Origin of the sequence: Gordonia amicalis, assembly GCF_022059885.1 — a bacterium.
Taxonomy (GTDB): Bacteria; Actinomycetota; Actinomycetes; order Mycobacteriales; family Mycobacteriaceae; genus Gordonia; species Gordonia amicalis.
Window position 1 is genome coordinate 1017099 of the sequence record NZ_CP091855.1, and the last position, 17888, is coordinate 1034986.

Annotated in this window: 17 protein-coding genes; 5 read left to right on the forward strand and 12 right to left on the reverse strand. The window is 67.1% G+C overall.

What is annotated here, in order from left to right; genetic code table 11:
• Positions 1-11 precede the first annotated feature (11 nt).
• From IHQ52_RS04640 to IHQ52_RS04660, 5 genes are all read right to left on the reverse strand, one after another.
• Positions 12-866: a type IV toxin-antitoxin system AbiEi family antitoxin domain-containing protein gene (locus IHQ52_RS04640; RefSeq protein ID WP_024499083.1), complete on the reverse strand. Its 855-nt coding sequence runs from the start codon at positions 864-866 to the stop codon at positions 12-14.
• A gap of 203 nt (positions 867-1069) precedes the next feature.
• Positions 1070-2461 (reverse strand): acyl-CoA synthetase, encoded by a 1392-nt coding sequence (locus IHQ52_RS04645; protein WP_024499084.1) that lies wholly within the window; start codon positions 2459-2461, stop codon positions 1070-1072.
• A 56-nt stretch (positions 2462-2517) separates the two neighbouring features.
• Entirely contained in the window at positions 2518-3141 is a 624-nt protein-coding gene (locus IHQ52_RS04650) for an SRPBCC family protein (protein ID WP_024499085.1), read from the reverse strand.
• Entirely contained in the window at positions 3138-3656 is a 519-nt protein-coding gene (locus IHQ52_RS04655; protein ID WP_316249308.1) for a hypothetical protein, read from the reverse strand. The genes IHQ52_RS04650 and IHQ52_RS04655 overlap by 4 nt, the downstream gene beginning before the upstream one ends.
• 65 nt (positions 3657-3721) lie before the next feature.
• Positions 3722-4405 carry a helix-turn-helix transcriptional regulator gene (locus IHQ52_RS04660; RefSeq protein ID WP_024499087.1) on the reverse strand — a complete coding sequence of 228 codons (684 nt, stop codon included), beginning with the start codon at positions 4403-4405 and terminating at the stop codon, positions 3722-3724.
• A 272-nt stretch (positions 4406-4677) separates the two neighbouring features.
• Between IHQ52_RS04660 and IHQ52_RS04665 the strand changes: the two genes are divergently transcribed.
• Entirely contained in the window at positions 4678-5421 is a 744-nt protein-coding gene (locus tag IHQ52_RS04665) for an MSMEG_1198 family transcriptional regulator (RefSeq protein WP_024499088.1), read from the forward strand.
• On the opposite strand, the gene IHQ52_RS04670 is transcribed toward IHQ52_RS04665, so the two are convergent.
• From IHQ52_RS04670 to IHQ52_RS04690, 5 genes are read right to left on the reverse strand one after another with little or no spacing between them, the layout of a single operon-like run.
• Positions 5366-6238 carry a hypothetical protein gene (locus tag IHQ52_RS04670; protein ID WP_024499089.1) on the reverse strand — a complete coding sequence of 291 codons (873 nt, stop codon included), beginning with the start codon at positions 6236-6238 and terminating at the stop codon, positions 5366-5368. The two genes, IHQ52_RS04665 and IHQ52_RS04670, sit on opposite strands and share 56 nt — an antisense overlap.
• On the reverse strand, positions 6235-7365 hold the full coding sequence (locus IHQ52_RS04675) for a cysteine protease StiP family protein (RefSeq protein ID WP_024499090.1): 1131 nt from the start codon (positions 7363-7365) through the stop codon (positions 6235-6237). The genes IHQ52_RS04670 and IHQ52_RS04675 overlap by 4 nt, the downstream gene beginning before the upstream one ends.
• Positions 7362-8666 (reverse strand): phosphoribosyltransferase family protein, encoded by a 1305-nt coding sequence (locus tag IHQ52_RS04680; RefSeq protein ID WP_024499091.1) that lies wholly within the window; start codon positions 8664-8666, stop codon positions 7362-7364. Before IHQ52_RS04680 ends, IHQ52_RS04675 begins: the two co-directional genes overlap by 4 nt.
• Entirely contained in the window at positions 8663-9913 is a 1251-nt protein-coding gene (locus IHQ52_RS04685; protein WP_024499092.1) for an HpcH/HpaI aldolase/citrate lyase family protein, read from the reverse strand. The genes IHQ52_RS04680 and IHQ52_RS04685 overlap by 4 nt, the downstream gene beginning before the upstream one ends.
• A complete protein-coding gene (locus tag IHQ52_RS04690) occupies positions 9910-11022 on the reverse strand; it encodes a coiled-coil domain-containing protein (RefSeq protein ID WP_024499093.1) in 1113 nt (370 codons plus the stop codon). The genes IHQ52_RS04685 and IHQ52_RS04690 overlap by 4 nt, the downstream gene beginning before the upstream one ends.
• A gap of 268 nt (positions 11023-11290) precedes the next feature.
• On the opposite strand from IHQ52_RS04690, the gene IHQ52_RS04695 reads away from it, so the two are divergent.
• From IHQ52_RS04695 to IHQ52_RS04705, 3 genes are read left to right on the forward strand one after another with little or no spacing between them, the layout of a single operon-like run.
• Positions 11291-11911 carry an AIM24 family protein gene (locus IHQ52_RS04695; RefSeq protein ID WP_006438591.1) on the forward strand — a complete coding sequence of 207 codons (621 nt, stop codon included), beginning with the start codon at positions 11291-11293 and terminating at the stop codon, positions 11909-11911.
• A 14-nt stretch (positions 11912-11925) separates the two neighbouring features.
• A complete protein-coding gene (locus IHQ52_RS04700; protein WP_024499094.1) occupies positions 11926-12648 on the forward strand; it encodes an AIM24 family protein in 723 nt (240 codons plus the stop codon).
• Positions 12645-13409: an AIM24 family protein gene (locus IHQ52_RS04705; protein WP_024499095.1), complete on the forward strand. Its 765-nt coding sequence runs from the start codon at positions 12645-12647 to the stop codon at positions 13407-13409. The genes IHQ52_RS04700 and IHQ52_RS04705 overlap by 4 nt, the downstream gene beginning before the upstream one ends.
• A gap of 260 nt (positions 13410-13669) precedes the next feature.
• Here IHQ52_RS04705 and IHQ52_RS04710 read toward each other — a convergent pair whose 3' ends face one another.
• Both IHQ52_RS04710 and IHQ52_RS04715 read right to left on the reverse strand, forming a co-directional pair.
• Positions 13670-14818 carry a DUF475 domain-containing protein gene (locus tag IHQ52_RS04710; RefSeq protein ID WP_024499096.1) on the reverse strand — a complete coding sequence of 383 codons (1149 nt, stop codon included), beginning with the start codon at positions 14816-14818 and terminating at the stop codon, positions 13670-13672.
• Positions 14819-14962: 144 nt separating this feature from the next.
• Positions 14963-15538: a TerD family protein gene (locus IHQ52_RS04715; RefSeq protein ID WP_024499097.1), complete on the reverse strand. Its 576-nt coding sequence runs from the start codon at positions 15536-15538 to the stop codon at positions 14963-14965.
• A gap of 337 nt (positions 15539-15875) precedes the next feature.
• On the opposite strand from IHQ52_RS04715, the gene IHQ52_RS04720 reads away from it, so the two are divergent.
• Positions 15876-17885: an aconitate hydratase gene (locus IHQ52_RS04720; RefSeq protein WP_024499098.1), complete on the forward strand. Its 2010-nt coding sequence runs from the start codon at positions 15876-15878 to the stop codon at positions 17883-17885.
• Positions 17886-17888 lie beyond the last annotated feature (3 nt).

The window sequence follows — 17888 nt, forward strand, 5'->3', positions numbered from 1 at the left end:
GAGGGCGGGTCTCAGGGGCGGTTCTCGTATTCGGCGGCCCGGCTGCGGTGATAGCCCTTCCGGACCGTGGCCACGATGTCGGCGTAGGTGGTCTCCCAGTCACCGAACACCTGCGCGTAGGTGAGCCGCATCGGTAGGTAGCCCAGCGGGATGAGCTTGCGGGACCTGATCCGGTCGCGTTCGTAGTCCTCTTCACCGGTGTGGTGCGTCCGGCTGTCGAGTTCGATGGCCAGCCGGTTGCCGACGAGGAGATCGATCCAGCCGACTGTGGGCACCTCATGCTGCACCTTGACCTCGAGGCCGGCGCTGATCAGCCGCAGACGAGCGGCGGTTTCCGTTCCGGACGCGGCGAGTCGATTGCACTTCTCGACGGCCTTCCGGAGGTAGAACGGCGCGAGCCGGAATTCGGCGCGGAGGTCGTCGACACTCAGCTTGCCGTGGTGAAGTGCGGAGTCGCACAGAATGATGAAGCCCTCCTCGTCGAAGCAGCGCGCGGCGTACTGCAGAGCGGTTGCCACGTCGTCGACGGCGGCACCAGCCGGTGTCGGGCGGCCGTGGCGTCGGCAACGGTCGGGGGCTCGGCGACGCTCGTACCGCGTCACGCGGGTGTGCGATGCGATCGGATGCTCGGGGATCCACAGCCCGTGACGTCGAAGCGCGCTCGCGCACGACACCACGGTGTTGTCGGCGACTGCGGCAACGACTTCGGGGTCGGCGTCGGGTACCTGATACCACCCGTGCCGGACCCGCTGGATCGCACCGCATTCGACGGCGCGTCGGATCTGCTCGGCGGTCTCTCCGGTTCCCAGCAGCTGATTCGTCGAGAAGACACCTCCGAAGCGCGCGACGAGTTGCTCGTAGTCCATGAGGGACAGTGTCGGGTGACCTGGCGTGGTCGGGCCGCCGCAGACAGGTCTTGTGGATAACTGCGTCGAGAACCGCCCCTGAAATCAACCCTCCAGAGGCCGCACGACGACGATATGTCGCCGAACTCCCTGCTGAGGGCGCTTTTCGGGGGCAGATCCCAGGGGCGCTTTTCCGGGGCGGATTTCGGGGCCAGCGATCAGGCTCAGCCGAGCAGCTTCTTCTGCACCTTGCCCATCGCGTTGCGGGGTAGGGAGTCGACGAAGCGGACCTCGCGCGGCCGTTTGTGATTGGAGAGCTCACCGGCGACGAACTCGATGAGTTCGGTGTCGGCGACCTCGTCGGCCACCACATACGCGACGATGCGCTGGCCCAGATAGTCGTCGGGTACGCCGATCACCGCGACTTCGCGCACGGCCGGATGAGCCAGCAGGACGGTTTCGATCTCGCCGGCGCCGATGCGGAAGCCGCCGGACTTGATGAGGTCGGTGGCCCGGCGGCCGACGATGCGATGCATGCCGTCCGGATCGATGACGGCGACATCCCCGGTGGCGAAGAACCCGTCCTCGAGCCACGATTCGGCCGTCGCCTCGGGGCGGTTGAGGTAGCCCGACGACATCATCGGTCCGCGTACGTGGAGATCGCCGACCGATTCGCCGTCATGGGCCACCTCGGCGTCGCCCTCCCGGAGACGGGTCTCGACCCCGGCCAGGGGCAGCCCCACCCAGCCCGGGCGACGTTCGCCGTCGACTCGGGTGCTGAGGGTGATCATGGTCTCGGTCATGCCGTAGCGTTCGACGATCTCGTGGCCGGTGAGCTCGCGGACCCGGTCGAAGACGGGAACAGGTAGCGGTGCACTGCCCGACACGAGAATGCGTGCGCCGGAGAGGGTACGGGCCGCCTCGGGCTCCGCACCGACGCGGCTCCACACGGTCGGGACCCCGAAGAACATGTTCGCGCCGGCTTCGGCGGCCTGCGCGTAACCCGCGGCCGTCGGCTTCTCGGTGTGGATCAGACGGCCACCTCGACGAAGCGGCCCGAGGACACCGAGGATCAGTCCGTGCACGTGGAAAAGCGGAAGACCGTGGGCGAGAGTGTCATCGGCGGTCCACAGCCAGGCGTCGGCGAGTGCGTCGAGTCCCTCGGCGATCGCCTGCCGGGTGATCGGTACGCCCTTGGGTAGCCCGGTGGTGCCGGAGGTGTAGAGGATCAGCGCAGTCGAATCGGCGTGCGGTTCGGGATGACGGTGCCACGACTTCGCGTAGCGCCGGACCGGGACCACGGGCAACGTCGTGTCGGCGGGTGCCTGCCCCAGCCAGGCCTGGGCGCCCGAATCGGCCAGGATGTGCGCGAACTCGCGCGGACCCGAGTCGGGCGGTACCGGAACCACCGGCACTCCGGCGATCAGGCCGCCGACCAATGCGAGGACGGTTTCGACCGTCGGCTGCGCCAGCACCGCGACGGTGCGTGCGCCGGCGATCCGCTCCGCCACGGCAGTGGCCGCTCCGACGAGATCCTCACGTGAGAGCCGATCCTCGCCGATCCGGATCACGTCGGGATCGTCCGGGGCAGTGGGGGTCAACGTCGGCAGCAGCACCCTCCCACTGTGCCACGACGATCATGCCGTCCCGTGGACCCCCGCGACCTGCGAGGTCACCCGGCGTGCGCGAGAGCCTCGGCCCGCTCCTTGATCCCGCGGAGCATCTTGCGCTCCATGATCAGCGACCCGGGTTCCATCGGGATCATCGCCAGCTTCTTGCCCACACCGGGCAGCCGGAAACGGTTCCGGCTGATCAGCCGCGTCGACTCCCCGGCGGGGACCAGCGTGAACGACCACACCCAGTCGCCGTCGGCAGTACGGGTGACGAACGCCCGGCCGGGATCGGCGATCTCGACGCGGGATGCCTCGGGCCCGACGCCGATCGTGTCGCCCACCGCGGGGTGCTGGAACTCCTCGAGCACCTGATCGGTGCTGTGCATGTCGAGTCCCAGCAGATTCTCGATCCAGTCGTACGTGTAGGCGCCACCGCGAGGCGAGGGACCCATCTGAGCGAGCCATGGGTAGATCGCCTCCGGCGGTGCGTCGATGGTGATCGCGCGGGTGGCCACGCCGTCGGCGGCCGGCAGCAACTCGTCGCCCGGGAGTTCTGCTGCCACTTCGTCGTCGGTCGCGCCCCAGGTCATCACCCATGGTCGGATCCACGTGCAGTAGGTGATGGTCGCCGCGCCCATGGCCGCGGCGAGCCCGATGCCGACGAGGAACGGACGTGTCGTCATTTCGCCCCGCGCTCGGCAGCGGCGGACAGCGGACGAGTGGGATATGAGTCTGCGGGTGCCGGTCTACCGCGGTGGGCGAGCGTGCGACCCCAGACAACAGCCAGGCCGAGCTCGATCACCCCGATGACCGCGATCACCGGTTGCAGGAAGAAGAAGATCTGCAGCACCGCGATCTGGACGACGATCCAGGTGACCAGCGATACGCCGGCCAGCACGCCACCGACTATCCCGAGTCGGGGATCGACGGGCAGGAAGACGATCGCGATCGCGGCAAGGGCATGGGGCACGCCGATCGCCGCGACGAGCACCAACCCCGGGCCGGTCCAGGTGTCGAAAGGCGTGTTGTGCAACCACTCCCGGGGCATCTGCCACCGGTCGTCGGCGAGTGCGAGTCCACCGTCGACGGCTTGATATGCGACGAGGATCTCGATGAGCGCAAGAATCCCGGCGGCCCAGGTACGTCGATATCCGGCCGCGACGGTGAACGGGCGTCGGAGGCCCCGCATAGACCTCATGACCCCAGTCTGCGCCGCTGACCGCGTTCCCGTCGTGGGCACTAGGTCACCTTCGACGGTGCCGATCAGGGTCGGACCCAGCCGTCGGCCATGAACTCGAGGAGCAGCTGGGCCTTGTTACCGATGGGACGCCCGGCCTCTTCATAACGACGCACGACGCGACGGTAGTGCTCACGCACCGTGCTCTCGGCGATCTGGTGCGTCTGTGATGTCTCGCGGAGAGTGGAACCGAGGGTGTAGGTCTGCAGGATCTCGCGTTCCCGTTCGGTCACGCGCACCCGGTTCTGGGCTGCCGGCGGAGTAGACGGTCCGGGTGGGCCCATGGTCGCGGTGAGCGCCTGGCGGAGTGCGGACTCGGCACCGGGTGAGCGGGGCGCGATGCGGATGTGGTCGCGGCCCGCGACCCCGTCCCCGAGGAAGACGACGCGCACGTTGCGCAGCATCGGCGCCCGCCGGACCAGCGCCAGCATCCCGGTCGAACGCACGAGGAGGACGGCTGGGTTGCGGAGGGCGCGGATCTGCGCGGGCTCGACGAGTGTTGCGCCGTAGCCGGCGCCTTCGACGAGGGCCACGAGTGCGGCGTCGAACAGATCGCCTTCGGCGATGACAACGGCGAGGCGTCTGTGGTGAGGGTGAGGATGAGGGGCGGTGGCCTGCGAAACGGTTCGGCCGACGGAGGCCATCCGGGACACGTTGGGCTGGGGGGTGGCTTCCTGCGGGCGGCGGAGCTCGTCCAGAGTGGCTGACATCGGTACCGTCCTTCTGTCGACAGAATCACTACCGGCTCCCGACATCGCCGAGGTCGACGGACCGGCGTCCCCGGAAGCCGTGATCGACCTTGCTTGCGATCGGTTGGGCGAAGAGATGAACTGCTCTCAACGTCTACTTTTCTAGAGTCACGAACTTGCACCGCTAAGTCACTGCCTGGGTGGCCTGATTGACAACGATTCGGGCCATAATGCGCTCGAATGAGTCCAATTAATGCGTGATCGCGCATGCGTCACAGGTATCGGGCAAAATTATGCACGTGCCGAACCGTTTGCGTGTGCTGGTCGCGTCACCGCTTGGTCACGTGGTGGCCGGGCCTCTGCAGAGTTTCCTCGAGCAGGCTGTCGTCACCGTGGCCACCACCGAGGACGAGTTCACCCGCTCTGTTGCCGGCCATGTCCGCTTCGACGTCGTGGTCGCCGATCTCATCTGGAACCGTCCGGATCTGGAATGGCGTTTCGACGGTCTCGACGCCATCGATGCCCTGGACAAACACGCGCGGCAGGCACCGGTCATCCTCGCGACCCATGGGCACGGACTCGAAGACGACCACGTCGACGAGGCCCGGTTGCGGAACGAGGTTGCCGCTGTCATCGAGAAGTCCGAGGGTTTCGCGACGCTGATGAGCGCCGTGCGCGCGGTCGCGGTGGGTCAGGGAGTGGCCGAGCAGCCGGGACCTCCGCGTCGAACCCCGCTGTATGAGTTGTTCGCCGGGCAGCGCGGTCACACCGCGGGCCGGCTGGCAGGCGCGATCGCCTCGGGTAACGCGTCCGATGGCGCGAGCCTGGCACGCGCGGCCAAGGTCTCACCCAACACCGCGAACAAGGTGACGAGCCACTACCTCGGCCCGATCATCGAGGAGCGGGGTGAGCAGCCGGTATCGTCTCCCCTGACGCAAGCCGCGGTGTACCGCTGGTGCGGCCTTCATGCGCGATATCTGATCAGCTGGTGCCGACGGCACGGGCATTCGGACGTCCTGGGTCCGATGCCGTCCTGACCGAACACCGGTCGAGGAACCATTCGAGGATCTCGACGCCGGCGAGGGCTCCCGTCCCCGTGGTGACGGTGAGCCCCGGTGCCGACCAGCCGAGCAACTCGAGTTCGCCGTGGCGGGGTCGGATCGCGTGGTCGGCGGCCGACAGGAGATCGGTGTCCAGCCATCCGTCGCCGGCGGCGCACAGCTCGGCGTCGGTCGTGATCGTCCCGTCGTCGACGAGCCGGCGACGGACCTCGGCGATCGCCGCGGACTTGGTGACCGACCCGGGAGTCGCGTAGATCTTGCGGCCCTGCTGCGAGGCGGTCCACCCGCGCGCCGCGCACCAGTCCTGCCAGGCCGGCAAGAACTCATCTGGCTGGCCCGCCGGGTCGACGACGAGGTAGCAGAACAGGTCGTCGGCGATCCGCAGCGACCGCACCCAGGACTCGTCGATGCGGCTGCGGAGTTCGGTGAGCACCTCGTCGAGCCCCGCGCCGGATTCGGACACCGCACGTTCGACCGCACGGCGCCAGTCCGGGTCGTCCGCTCCGTCGACCAGGATGCGCCCACCATTGCTCGCCACGGCGTATCGGAACGGATTGCCGGGCAGTGCGATTCGCTCGTACTGGGCCGGCGTCCGAGTCGTGGTCGGGATCACCGGTACCTCGGCGGCGAGGCGCGCGAGAAGTTCGACGGCGGTGGTCGTCATGTACGACAGGGGGGCGTCGCGGTAGATCTCGACGCAGACGGCGTCGACCGTGGCGAACTGTGCCTCGCCCATGGCGGCCTGCGAATAGATCATCGTCCGGTCGAGGTCGGTGGCGACCAGCACGTTCACGCGTCCTCCTTGATCAGCCCGACACACGAGTAGGCGAGATCGGGTGAGACCTCCACCGGCACTCCGCGTTCGGCGGCCAGTAGCCGGATGTGGCGGTGTTCGGGCAGGTCGTCGTCGCGGACCAGGACGCGCCACGGCACCCGCCGCAGCAGCACGCGTGTCGTCTCACCGACGCCGGGCTTGACCAGGTTGATCGACGACAGTCCGTAGTCGAGCTGGATCCGTTCGACGGAGCGCCAGCCCGACCACGTCGGTGTCCGCTCCTGCGGTGTCATGGCGGCCAGGGTGGCGCCGACCCGTTCGGTGACAGCGGGGAACTCGGCGCTCACCGCGTCGAGCAGTTCGCCGGAGACGTCGAACTCCGCCAGATTCCGGTAGAACTTGGCGCCGTGGAACTCTCCCGGACCGATGTGGTCGGCGTTGAGGACCGTGCGCGACACGAGACCCGACACGGTCGAATTCAGACATGCCGAGGCGATGAGGAAATCATCCCGGGTGCCGTACAGCGTGGTGCAGGAGCCGGGGTCGGCGAGCACGGCCAGCTCGTCGTGCAGGTGCGGACGGCCGGGAAGCTGCGCGTATTCGGACAGGGCCGCGGTGAGTTCGCGCTGGATCGCGCCCTTCCCGGTCCACCCGTCGACGAAGACGACCGACTCGGCCGGGTGGCGCCGCGCGATGTGATCCAGTGCGACCGTGTCGATCCCGCGGTCGCGCACGATCGAGATGGTGTAGTGCTGCGGCTCGATCCCGTGGGCCGTCTGCATCCATCGGCGGATCAGGATGCCGACGGGCGTGCCGGCGCGCGCGAGCGACACCAGCGTCGGAGACGAATGGCGTTCGGCGAGAATCAGTTCGGCAACCACACCGACAGCTTCGGCGAGTCGTTGCGCAGATGACCGCAAGGTCGACCGGAAGAGATCCTGGTACTCGCGACCGGGCTGGTACTCGATCGGCAGGGACTCGGCGTAATGCGCCTTACCCGACTGGATACGACGCTCCCGCTCGTGCAGGTCACCTTCGAGCGCGACATCGGAGAGATCCTTGAGCAACCACGTCACCTCGTCCGGCGCGTAGGAACCGAAGTGCGGACCGCGCAAGGGGGGAGTCGACGTCACAGGTTCGGTCATCGGCGCGCCTCCTCCCGTGATGCCCCGAGCTGTGCCTGCCCGGTCGCCGGGAGCACCGCCAGCGTCACCGGATGGCCGGCGGCGGTGAGGACGTCGAGCAGGCCACCCGGGGCGCGGAGCTCGGGAGTGTCGGCCGGGGTGTCGACCACGACCACGACCTGGGGATCGGCAAATGCGTTCGACGAGACGTTGTAGACGTAGCGCGGCGTGTCCGGATCGGATTCTGGTGCGACGAAACGGAATCCGCGACGCAGCGGGTAACCGGACACGTCATGGACCTGTGCGGGCGACCGCGTGGTGGTCTGATAGCCGGTCACGAAGCCGCGCAGCTCGAGGCACTCGGCGATGCACAGCGGTGCGTACATCAGCTCCTCATGACCGATCACGACGACGGGCCGTTGTGGGTCGAGGTGGTGTGCGATCCTCTCCGCGGCCGCCTCGGTCGCCTGATGGAACGGCTCCGAATCCGATCGCTCGAAACCGTGACGGCCACCGTCCGGTGTTCCCGCCGGCCATTCGAGCGTGAGCGTGGCGGCGTCGGCGCGTTCCGGTGCCACGGGATTCAGATCGTCCGAGGTCAGCTCCCACACGTCGTCGAGCAGCGTGGGCGGTAACGTGACCGAGCCGTGCGCCAGGGCGACGTAGGAGACCTCCACGCCGAGATCCGCAGCGGCCTTGGCGCATTCGGCGCGCTGATCGGGTGTGCGCATGTCCACGAGCGAGGCCACGACGAACCGCGTGCGTGGACGGGTTGCGACGATCGTCTCGATCGCGACCAGGGCCGTGGTGCCGGTGGAGATCTCGTCGTCGACGAGGATGAGTGTCTCCTCGGGCGTCGCAGCGTCGAGAAATGCCGGATCGCTCGGCTGCAGCAGGTGGGTGGTGGCGTGCGAATGCCCTTCCTCGAAGGTCCCCGACACGACCACACCGGGAAGATGCCGGCGCGTCGAATGTAGGTAGCGAGACGCGGAGATCCGCTGGGCGACACAGTGCCCCAGTCCCGTGGCGGTCTCGGCGAAGCCGAAGACCACGGAATCCCGTGCGGCATCGGCGCCGATCTGGCCGGTGATCGCCGCACCGAGGGCGTCGGCCGCGCCGCGCACGACACCGGGGGGTGTGGGGATGTGCTTGCCGAGCACGGTCGAGACCAGCAGATGTGCGCGCCTGCGGTTGTGGCGCAGACCGAGGACGACCAGGTCGCGCAGTTCGTGTCCCGCACACCCGGTGCCGTCGGACGCCACCTGGACGCCGAAACGGGTGGTGACCCAATCGGGTTCACGGTCGATCCGGTGGCTGCTCACTGCGTCGCCGTTCGTCGGCCGGCCGGTCCCGGGTCGGCGAGCGCGGTGAGTAGATCGACGAAGCTCACACCCTGGTGGGTCACGCCGAACGCGGCCGCCCGGTCGATCACGCGCAGAGCCCAATTCCGGTGGGGCTTCAGTTCGTTCATCTTGTTCCGATAGGAGGACGCCCGCACACCGCCGGTATCACCGGCGAGGATGTCGAGGGCGTCGTGGTACTCCTCGTGGGTCACCGCGGACAGGGCGTGCACGGCGGCGACGTGGGCGGGATGGATCACCGTCTTGCCGTGGAGCCCGTTGGCGCGGTCGAGCGTGATCTCGCGCAGCAGTCCGTCCATGTCCCGACTGACCAGTTGTTGCCGGAAGTACACCGCGTCACTCTCGCGAAAAGGTGTGTGGCGCAACGTCGGCTGGAACATGCGTTCGTGGTCGGCGAAGTACTCCCACACCGGTCCGGTCACGATGAAACCGGATTCGTCGCTGCGGCCGAGGTGGTTGACGATGCCGGCGATCACGTCGGCGGCGACCCGGACGTCGTAGATCGTGAGGTCACGGTCGCGCCGGATGCCGAAATAGCCGCAGATGTCGGTGGCACCGATGCGGACGGCGAGCACGTTGGCGCGGTGTTCGCTCAGGTTGGCGGTCAGGGCGGTCAACTCGTCGTCGCGCGTCTCGCGGTGCACGACCGCCGCGGACTCGAGGACAGGCATCACCCACAGGTGCCGGCCCAGGAGTTCGCTCGCCCGGGCAACCTCACCCAGCGCCTCATCGGCGTTGGCCGAGTTGAACTTCGGGATCACGAAGCCGGTCAGCGCCGGAGGAGTGTTCGGGGCCGACGGAGTGTCGAGCGCGGCAGCGATCCGCGGGATGCGGTCGGCCGACCGCGGACGGACGAACAGGAGCATCGGATCGCCGGGCTTTTCGGCGATGTCGCGGAGAGCGGCGACCGTGTGCTCGATGGCGTCGTCTTCTTCGTGGTCGGCGATCGCGTCCTCGAGGTCGATGACCATCGAGATCACGCCCTCCGCCCGCCGCTTGCGGATCACGTCGGCGAGATCCGGGCGGGTGGCGGGCACGTAGAGCGTGGCGCCGAGAGCGATCGCCAGTCGCTGTGCGGGCCAGGTGTCATCGATCGGCTCCGGTTGCCGGAAGAAGAGCTGTTCGCGCAGCGCGAAGCCCAGATGATCGAAGTGCCGGATCGTTCCGGGCTCGAGCCCGGTGTCGTCGTGGCGTGCCGTGGTGGTCATCGCGCGGCCACCTGTCCTCTCATCCGGGAAACTATCTCGCTGATCCGGTCGTCCACAGCCCGCAACTGGGTCAGATATCCCCAATAGTCAGGGTGGACGCGATCGAGCTCCCCCCTCGCACGCTCGATCCGGTCGGCCTGAGCATCGAGTACCGAGCCCCATTCGTCAACCAGAGAGTGATTCACCGCGAAGAGCTGAGCGTCGCGGAGTCGGAATCGGACGCGCCGCTCGGCTCCCTGCGGATCGGCACGCACTTCGCGCAGCAGACGCAGCCGATCCAGGACGGCGTCCACGGCGGCCTCGGCGACGGACAGGTCGTCTCGGGCGGCATCGGCCTGATCGATTGCCTGGTCGGGCGCGTCGGCCAGCATCGTGCGCGCCGCCGAGATCGCCGTATCCGCATGGGCCAGACGCTCGTCGACGACGACCTCGGTGCGCTGCAGGTCGGTCGAACAGTCCGCGCTGAATTCGCGGCGCAAGGCAGACAGGGTGTCGGGAACCTGCGCTCTGCGGGTGGCGATGGCGCTGCGACGGGTTTCCACCGATCGGATGACCTGGCGCGCGCGGTCGGCGAACGCGGGCGCCTCGCGGAGAAGGTTCTCCAGCCGCTGTGCCGATGTGATGATCGTCGCAGCGGCTGACTGGCGTTCACGCAGGCCCGAAGCCTGCTCGAAAACTCTCAAGGCACGGTCGAGTTCGTCGGTGGCCTTGGTGACCGACTGCAGCCGGCCGACCGCGGGACCGGCGTTCTCGAGAGCCGTCATCGCCCGGTGCGAGGCGACGCGTGCCCCATGGTCCTGGGCTTCTGCTGCCTGCATGGTGGCCCGGGCTCGCTGCAGTGCACCTGAGTTCGCCTCCGCGAAGCCGCGCATCGTCGCCGTGACCGTGCGAAGCGCCTCGGTGGTCCGCTCGAGGTCCTGGCGGGCCACGCGTGTGCCCGCGGGCGGGGAGACCAACCGGAGGTAGTCGGCGGTCACCTGAGCGTGCCGTTCGCGGAGCGCAGACCATTCGCCGCGCAGCTGTGAACGCGGGTCGGTGGCGGCCACCACACCGACGGCCGGATCGATCTCGGCGAGGACGGTTTCGGACTCGAGGAAGGCCGCTGTCATTTGTTCCGATGATGCAGGTGAGGCGGAATTCGTGCGTGAATCGTTGCCGAACCAACGACGTACGAAGTTTCCGGGCACCACACGATGCTATCGGCTATTTTCAACTCGGTATGTGGCCGGAGCGACCGACCCGCGACGGAGTCGAATCGGCCGCCTCGCGGCGCCGGATGTCGATCGCGGGCCGGTGCCGGGAAGCGGAGATGGCGTCGGGGAACACACGAGGGCGGTCGAGCGGCGACCTCCCGGCGGCTCGAGAGAGGCACGTCGAATGCAGTTGGTACAACGCTCCAAACGCGTGGTCGAGGCCAGGCTGAACAACACCGCGGTCCGCGCGATCAGCGGATCGATGGTGGCTTATGAGGGCCAGGTCGCGTTCAAATCGGCCGGCTTCGGTGGTGGCGACGGCGTCCTGGCCGGCCTCAAACAGCGGGCTACCGGTGAAGCCCTGTCCCTCATGGAGGCCTCGGGAAACGGCATCGTCTACTTCGCCCACAACGCGGCCGAGACGACGATCATCGAACTCAACAACGAGACACTGCAGGTCGAGTCCCAGCAGCTCATGGTGCTGAACGGGAACCTGCAGACCAACGTGGCGTTCGCAGGTGTGCGCGGCGCCTCGTCGGGCCAGGGACTGTTCACGACGACGGTCAGTGGGTACGGCCAGATAGCTCTGCTGTCCAATGGTGGTCCGCTGATCCATCTGGAGGTGTCGCCGCAGTATCCGCTGGTCGTCGATCCGGATGCATTCGTCTGTGCGCGTGGGCAATTGAACCAGTCGTTCGTCACCGACGTCTCGTGGCGCTCCGTCATGGGGCAGGGAGGCGGCGAAGCCTTCTCCCTACGGTGGGACGGCAGCGGCGTCGTATCGATCCAGCCGGCCGAGCGGTGAGGGTGAAGTAGCGAATGTTCACCAAGGTCAACAGCAAGATCGTCTCCGTCGACATCGGTCGAAGCGGGCCCGTCGTCGCCCGAAAGGGCGCGATGATCTTGTACAAGGGCAACGTCTTCTTCCAGCCGCATCAGATCGCGGGCGCCGGAATGGGCGGCGGCATGCCGGGATTGGGTGCGATGGGCGGCATGGCCGGCCGCATGCTCGCCGGCGAGCACGAGTCGACGATGATCGCGCAGGGGCAGGGCGAGGTGCACTACGGATTCCTCGGCATCGAGGTGCACGTCGTCGATCTGGGCGCGGTCGGCGGAACCATCCGCGTCGAGGCCTCCCGACTGCTCGCCTACGGCGCGAACCTGCAGGTGTCGGTGGTCTCGGTGGCCTCCCAGGGCGGGAGTGGCGGAGGCGGGGGAGGAGGTGGTGGCCTCTTCGGTGCCCTGCGATCCGCGGCGGCCGGCGCCGTCACCGGTCAGGGCATGTTCACGACGCAGCTCTCCGGCCCGGGGTCCGCGGTGATCCTCGGCCACGGCGGGGTCTTCGAACTCGAGGTGACGCCGAACAAGCCGCCGGTGACCGTCGACCCGCAGGCCTTCGTCGGCTCCACGGGACAGGTCAACACCAACCTCCGCTCGACCGTCAGCTGGCGCAACGTCGGCCGTACCGGTGGCGAGGCAATGCAATTGGAGTGTTCCGGACAGGGCATCGTCTACGTGCAGGCATCGGAGGAGAAGCTGTGAGCCAACTCAACACCGTGTGGAGTCCGATGAACCTGCCATCGGACGACAACGTTCCGGACAACAACTATTCGTTCTGCATCGACCTGAACCAGCCCTGGTTCATGTCCAAGGGCGCGATGATCGCCTACTACGGTCAGATGCAGTTCACCTCCCTCCAGCAGGGCCTGCAGGGCCAGCTGCTGCAGATGGTGGCGCAACAGTTCTCGGCGCCGCTCTACCTCGGGGACTATGTGGTGGCAGAGGGCCAGGGCAAGCTGATCATCGGCGACCGCGGGTACGACATCAACGCCTACGACCTCGAAGACGGCAATCTCACGATCCGTGCCTCGAATCTGCTGGCCTTCCAGCCGAATCTGTCACTGAACCAGTCGATCGTGCCCGGCTTCCTCACCCTGATCGGCACCGGTAAGTTCCTCGCATCGTCGAACGGGCCGGTGATGTTCGTGGAACCGCCGGTGCGCGTCGACCCGGAAGCGCTTGTCGGATGGTCGGATTGCCCGTCACCGAGCCACCACTACGACCAGGCGTGGGTCAACAGCTTCATCGCGGCCGCCGGACAGCGGTTCGGCATCAACTCCGGCGAAGAGCGGCAGTTCGACTTCACCGGTGCCGGAACGGTTCTGGTGCAGTCCAGCGAGAAGGTGCGCGACGATTCGTCGGTCCTGCGCACCATCCAGGGCCAGCTTCCCGGCCTCTCGGTGCCGGGCCTGCAGCAGATCAACCAGCAGATCAGTCAGCAGCTCACGCAGCATCAGGGCTGAGACAGACGGATACGACAACTGCGCCGCAGATCCGAATGGATCTGCGGCGCAGTTGTTTGTGCGGTGCCTGCCTCTGGTCCCTGAGGTGCGAGGAGCGGGCGGCGCGTCGCTGCTCCCTGAGGTGCGAGAGCGGGCGGCTCGTCTCTGCTCCCTGAGGTGCGAGGAGCGGGCGGCTCGTCGCTGCTCCCTGAGGTGCGAGGAGCGGGCGGCTCGTCTCTGCTCCCTGAGGTGCGAGGAGCGAAGCGACGAGCCTCGAAGGGCTACACCTCGACCTTCTCCTCCTCGCCTCTCGCCGCGAGGCGATTTCGGCGAATGATGCTGGAGACCAGCGCTGCGATGATCAGCGCGACACCGATCAGGCCGGTGATGATCTCCGGCACGTGGGTGCCGATCGAGTACAGCAGGATGAACGCCAGTGCGCCGATGGCCCAGTGCGCGCCGTGCTCGAGGTAGACGTACTCGGAGAGCGTGCCCTTGCGGACCAGGTACACGGTGAGCGAACGGACGAACATCGCGCCGATGAGGCCGAGGCCCAGGGCGATGATGATCGGGTCGGCGGTGATGGCGAACGCGCCGATGACGCCGTCGAAGGAGAACGACGCGTCGAGCACCTCGAGGTAGAGGAACAGGAAGAAGCCGGCCTTGCCGGTCGCCTTGGCCAGGTCGCTGGGACCCGATCGGCCATTGGACTTCTCGGCGGTCGACTCCGATCCGGCTGCCTTGTCGTGCTCTTCCTCTTCTTCCTCGACCTCGACGTTGAAGTACTCGCCGAGACCGTTGACCAGGATGTAGGTGATCATGCCGAGTGCGCCGGCGATCATCACCGTCGATCGTTCGTCTGCCGGGGCGATGTACGTGGCGGTGAGCACGAGGAGAGTGATCGCGATGACGACCTCGAGCATCTCCAGCTTGCCGATCTTCTCGAGCGGCCGTTCGATCCACGTCAGCCAGGTGAGTTCCTTCTGCTCGAAGACGAAGCCCAGGAACAGCATCAGCAGGAACATGCCGCCGAACGCCGCGATCTGCGGGTGGGCGTCGGTGATGATCGTCTCGTAGCTCGGGTCACCGTTGGCGAAGTATGCCGCGTCGTTCGGTGGCGGGTTGAGTGCGAGGTCGAGCGCTTCGACCGGGTTCAGACCCGATGCGAGCCACACGATGACCAGCGGGAACACCAGGCGCATACCGAAGACGGCGATCAGGATGCCGACGGTGAGGAAGATCTTCTGCCAGAACTCGCTCATCCGGCGGAGGATCGTGGCGTTGATGACTGCGTTGTCGAAAGAGAGCGAGATCTCGAAGACGCCCAGGATGGCCGTCAGGATCAGCGCTTCGACGCCGCCGTAGAGGAAGGCGATGATCAGTGACACGATCGTCACGACCACCGACAGGCCGAAAATTCTTACTACCACTGGTTGGTGGCCTTTCTGAGGTGTTCAAGGGACCGCTGCCGACGGCGACGTCGGAGGGTGGAGACACGAGGATGCCGCACCCACTCTAGGAGAGGTGCGGCATCCACGGGAATCCGCTGCGGGAACAGCCGGCGAAAACCGGGGTCAGACGTTCACGCCGAAGTCGCGAGCGATGCCCGCGAGCCCCGACGCGTAGCCCTGACCGACCGCGCGGAACTTCCACTCCGCGCCGTTGCGGTACAGCTCACCGAAGACCATCGCGGTCTCGGTGGAGGCGTCCTCGCTGAGGTCGTAACGTGCGATCTCGGTGCCACCGGCCTGGTTGACGACGCGGATGAACGCGTTGCGGACCTGTCCGAACGACTGCGAACGTGCGTCGGCGTCGTAGATCGAGACCGGGAAGACGATGGAGTCGACCTCCGGCGGAACACCGGCGAGGTCGACCTTGATGACCTCGTCGTCGCCTTCGCCCTCGCCGGTCAGGTTGTCACCGGTGTGCTCGATCGAGCCGTCGGGCGAACGCAGGTTGTTGAAGAAGATGAAGTGCTGATCGGACAGCACCTTCTTGTTCGCGCCGAGCGCGATGGCGCTGGCGTCCAGGTCGAAGTCGGTGCCGGTGGTGGTGCGGATGTCCCAGCCGAGGCCGACGGACACTGCGGTCAGTCCCGGGGCCTCCTTGGTCAGCGAGACATTTCCACCCTTGCTCAGGCTCACGCCCATGAGATTGTGCCTTTCTGTTGGTACGTGGTCTGGTGATGTCCGATTCGTCCGGGGTTCAGACTCTCGGAGCAACCGACAACACTCTATGTGAAGGGTGGGGGTCGGTCACTGAGTTGGTTGGATGACCTGCGGATTCCTGGTTCGCGACCCCACCCGCCTCGACACGTTGGGCTGAGCGGGTAGTGCCCCTGGTGTGTGGGGTCCATCACTGCGACCATGGAGACCAGTCCGAGCGTGAGCGCCAGGCGTGTCGCGGTGTCGACATCGGCGGACAGGTTCTGGCGCGGTTCAGTCCCGAGCCGATGTGGCTCGGGCGTGAGTCGATCAGGAGTGTGCGATGCCCGCCCAGAACGTTGCCCGCAAGCTCATCGAAGCCCATCTGGAGGCCGGGGACATGACCCCGGGCGAAGAGATCGCGATCCACATCGACCAGACCCTCACCCAGGACGCCACCGGCACGCTGGTCATGCAGGAGCTGGAATCGTTGGGTCTCGATCGCGCCCGTACCGAGGTCAGCGTCCAGTACGTCGACCACAACCTGCTGCAGACCGACGAGAAGAACGCCGAGGATCACGAATATCTACGCACCGCGTGCGAGCGCTTCGGCCTCTGGTTCTCCAAGCCGGGCAACGGTGTCTCCCATCCCACGCACATGCAACGGTTCGGCGTGCCCGGCAAGACGATGGTCGGGTCCGATTCCCACACACCTGCGGCCGGATCGCTCGGCATGCTCGCGGTCGGCGTCGGAGGTCTGGAGGTTGCCCTCGCCATCACCGGTCGCCCGTTGAACATCCGGATGCCCGAGATCTGGGGTATTCGCCTGGAAGGCGAACTGCCGCAGTGGTGTTCGGCCAAGGATGTGATTCTCGAGATGCTTCGACGGCACGACGTGAAGGGTGCCGTGAACCGGATCATCGAGTATCACGGTCCCGGGCTCGCGAGTCTGACGGCGATGGACCGCCACGTGATCGCGAACATGGGTGCGGAACTGGGTGCCACGACAACGGTGTTCCCCAGCGACGACGCGGTGCGCGAGTTCCTCCGTGCCGAGGGCCGCGAGGACGACTGGATCGAGCTCGTCGCCGACGACGGCGCCGGCTACGACGCCGAGGAGACCATCGATCTCACCGAGATCGTCCCGCTGATCGCAAAACCTTCCTCTCCCGGGGACGTCGTGCCTGTCAGCGAGGTCGCCGGGGAGGAGATCTCGCAGGTGGTGATCGGGTCGAGCGCCAACCCCGGCCTCCGCGACTTCGCGATCGCCGCAGCGATGGTGGAGGGGAGGCAGACGTCGGCCGGCGTCAGCTTCGACATCAACCCGACCTCGCGCGAGATCCTCACCGACCTCACCAAGATGGGCGCCACGACCAGCCTCGTCATCGGTGGCGCCCGCATCCACCAGGCCGGATGTATGGGGTGCATCGGCATGGGACAGGCACCCGCGACCGGGCAGAACTCACTCCGAACGATGCCGCGCAACTTCCCCGGACGGTCGGGGACCAAGGACGACAAGGTGTGGCTGTGCTCGCCGGAGACCGCAGCGGCCTCGGCACTCACCGGTGTGATCACCGACCCCCGCGACTGGGCGGCCGACAACGAGGTCGCGTACCCCGAGCTCGACCTTCCCCGCGAACATTCGGTCAACACCGCGATGTTCGTGCCGCCGCTGCCGCCGGACGAAGCAGCGGAGATCCAGCCGGTGAAGGGCCCCAACATCTCCGACCTGCCGGACCTGGATCCGCTGCCGGATGTCGTCGAGGCCCCGGTGTTGCTGAAGGTCGGCGACAACATCTCCACCGATGACATCTCGCCCGCCGGCGCACGAGCTCTGCCCTACCGGTCGAACATCCCGAAGCTCGCCGAGTTCTGCTTCACGCGGATCGACGACAGTTACACGGAACGTGCACGTTCCGCGGACACCGGCCACATCATCATCGGCGGTGACAACTATGGACAGGGCTCGTCACGCGAACATGCGGCCATCGCGCCGCGCCATCTCGGCCTGCGGGTGGTGATCGCCAAGTCGTTCGCGCGCATCCACTGGCAGAACCTCGCGAACTTCGGTGTGCTGGCAGTGGAATTCGTCGACCCCGCCGACTACGACGCCGTCGAGCAGGGCGATACCCTGCGGCTAGAGAAGCTGCGGGATGCCCTGGGCGACGGGGACGTCCTCACCGTTCGCAACGTGACCCAGGACCGCGAATTCGAAGTCCGGCACCGGCTCTCGAAGCGTCAGGTGTCCGACGTCCTCGCCGGCGGTCTCATCCCACGCCTCGCCGCCGAGGAACACCCGGACGAACATCGGGCCGAGGAGACCGTCTTGCAGGACAGCGGCGAGATCAGCTGAGCG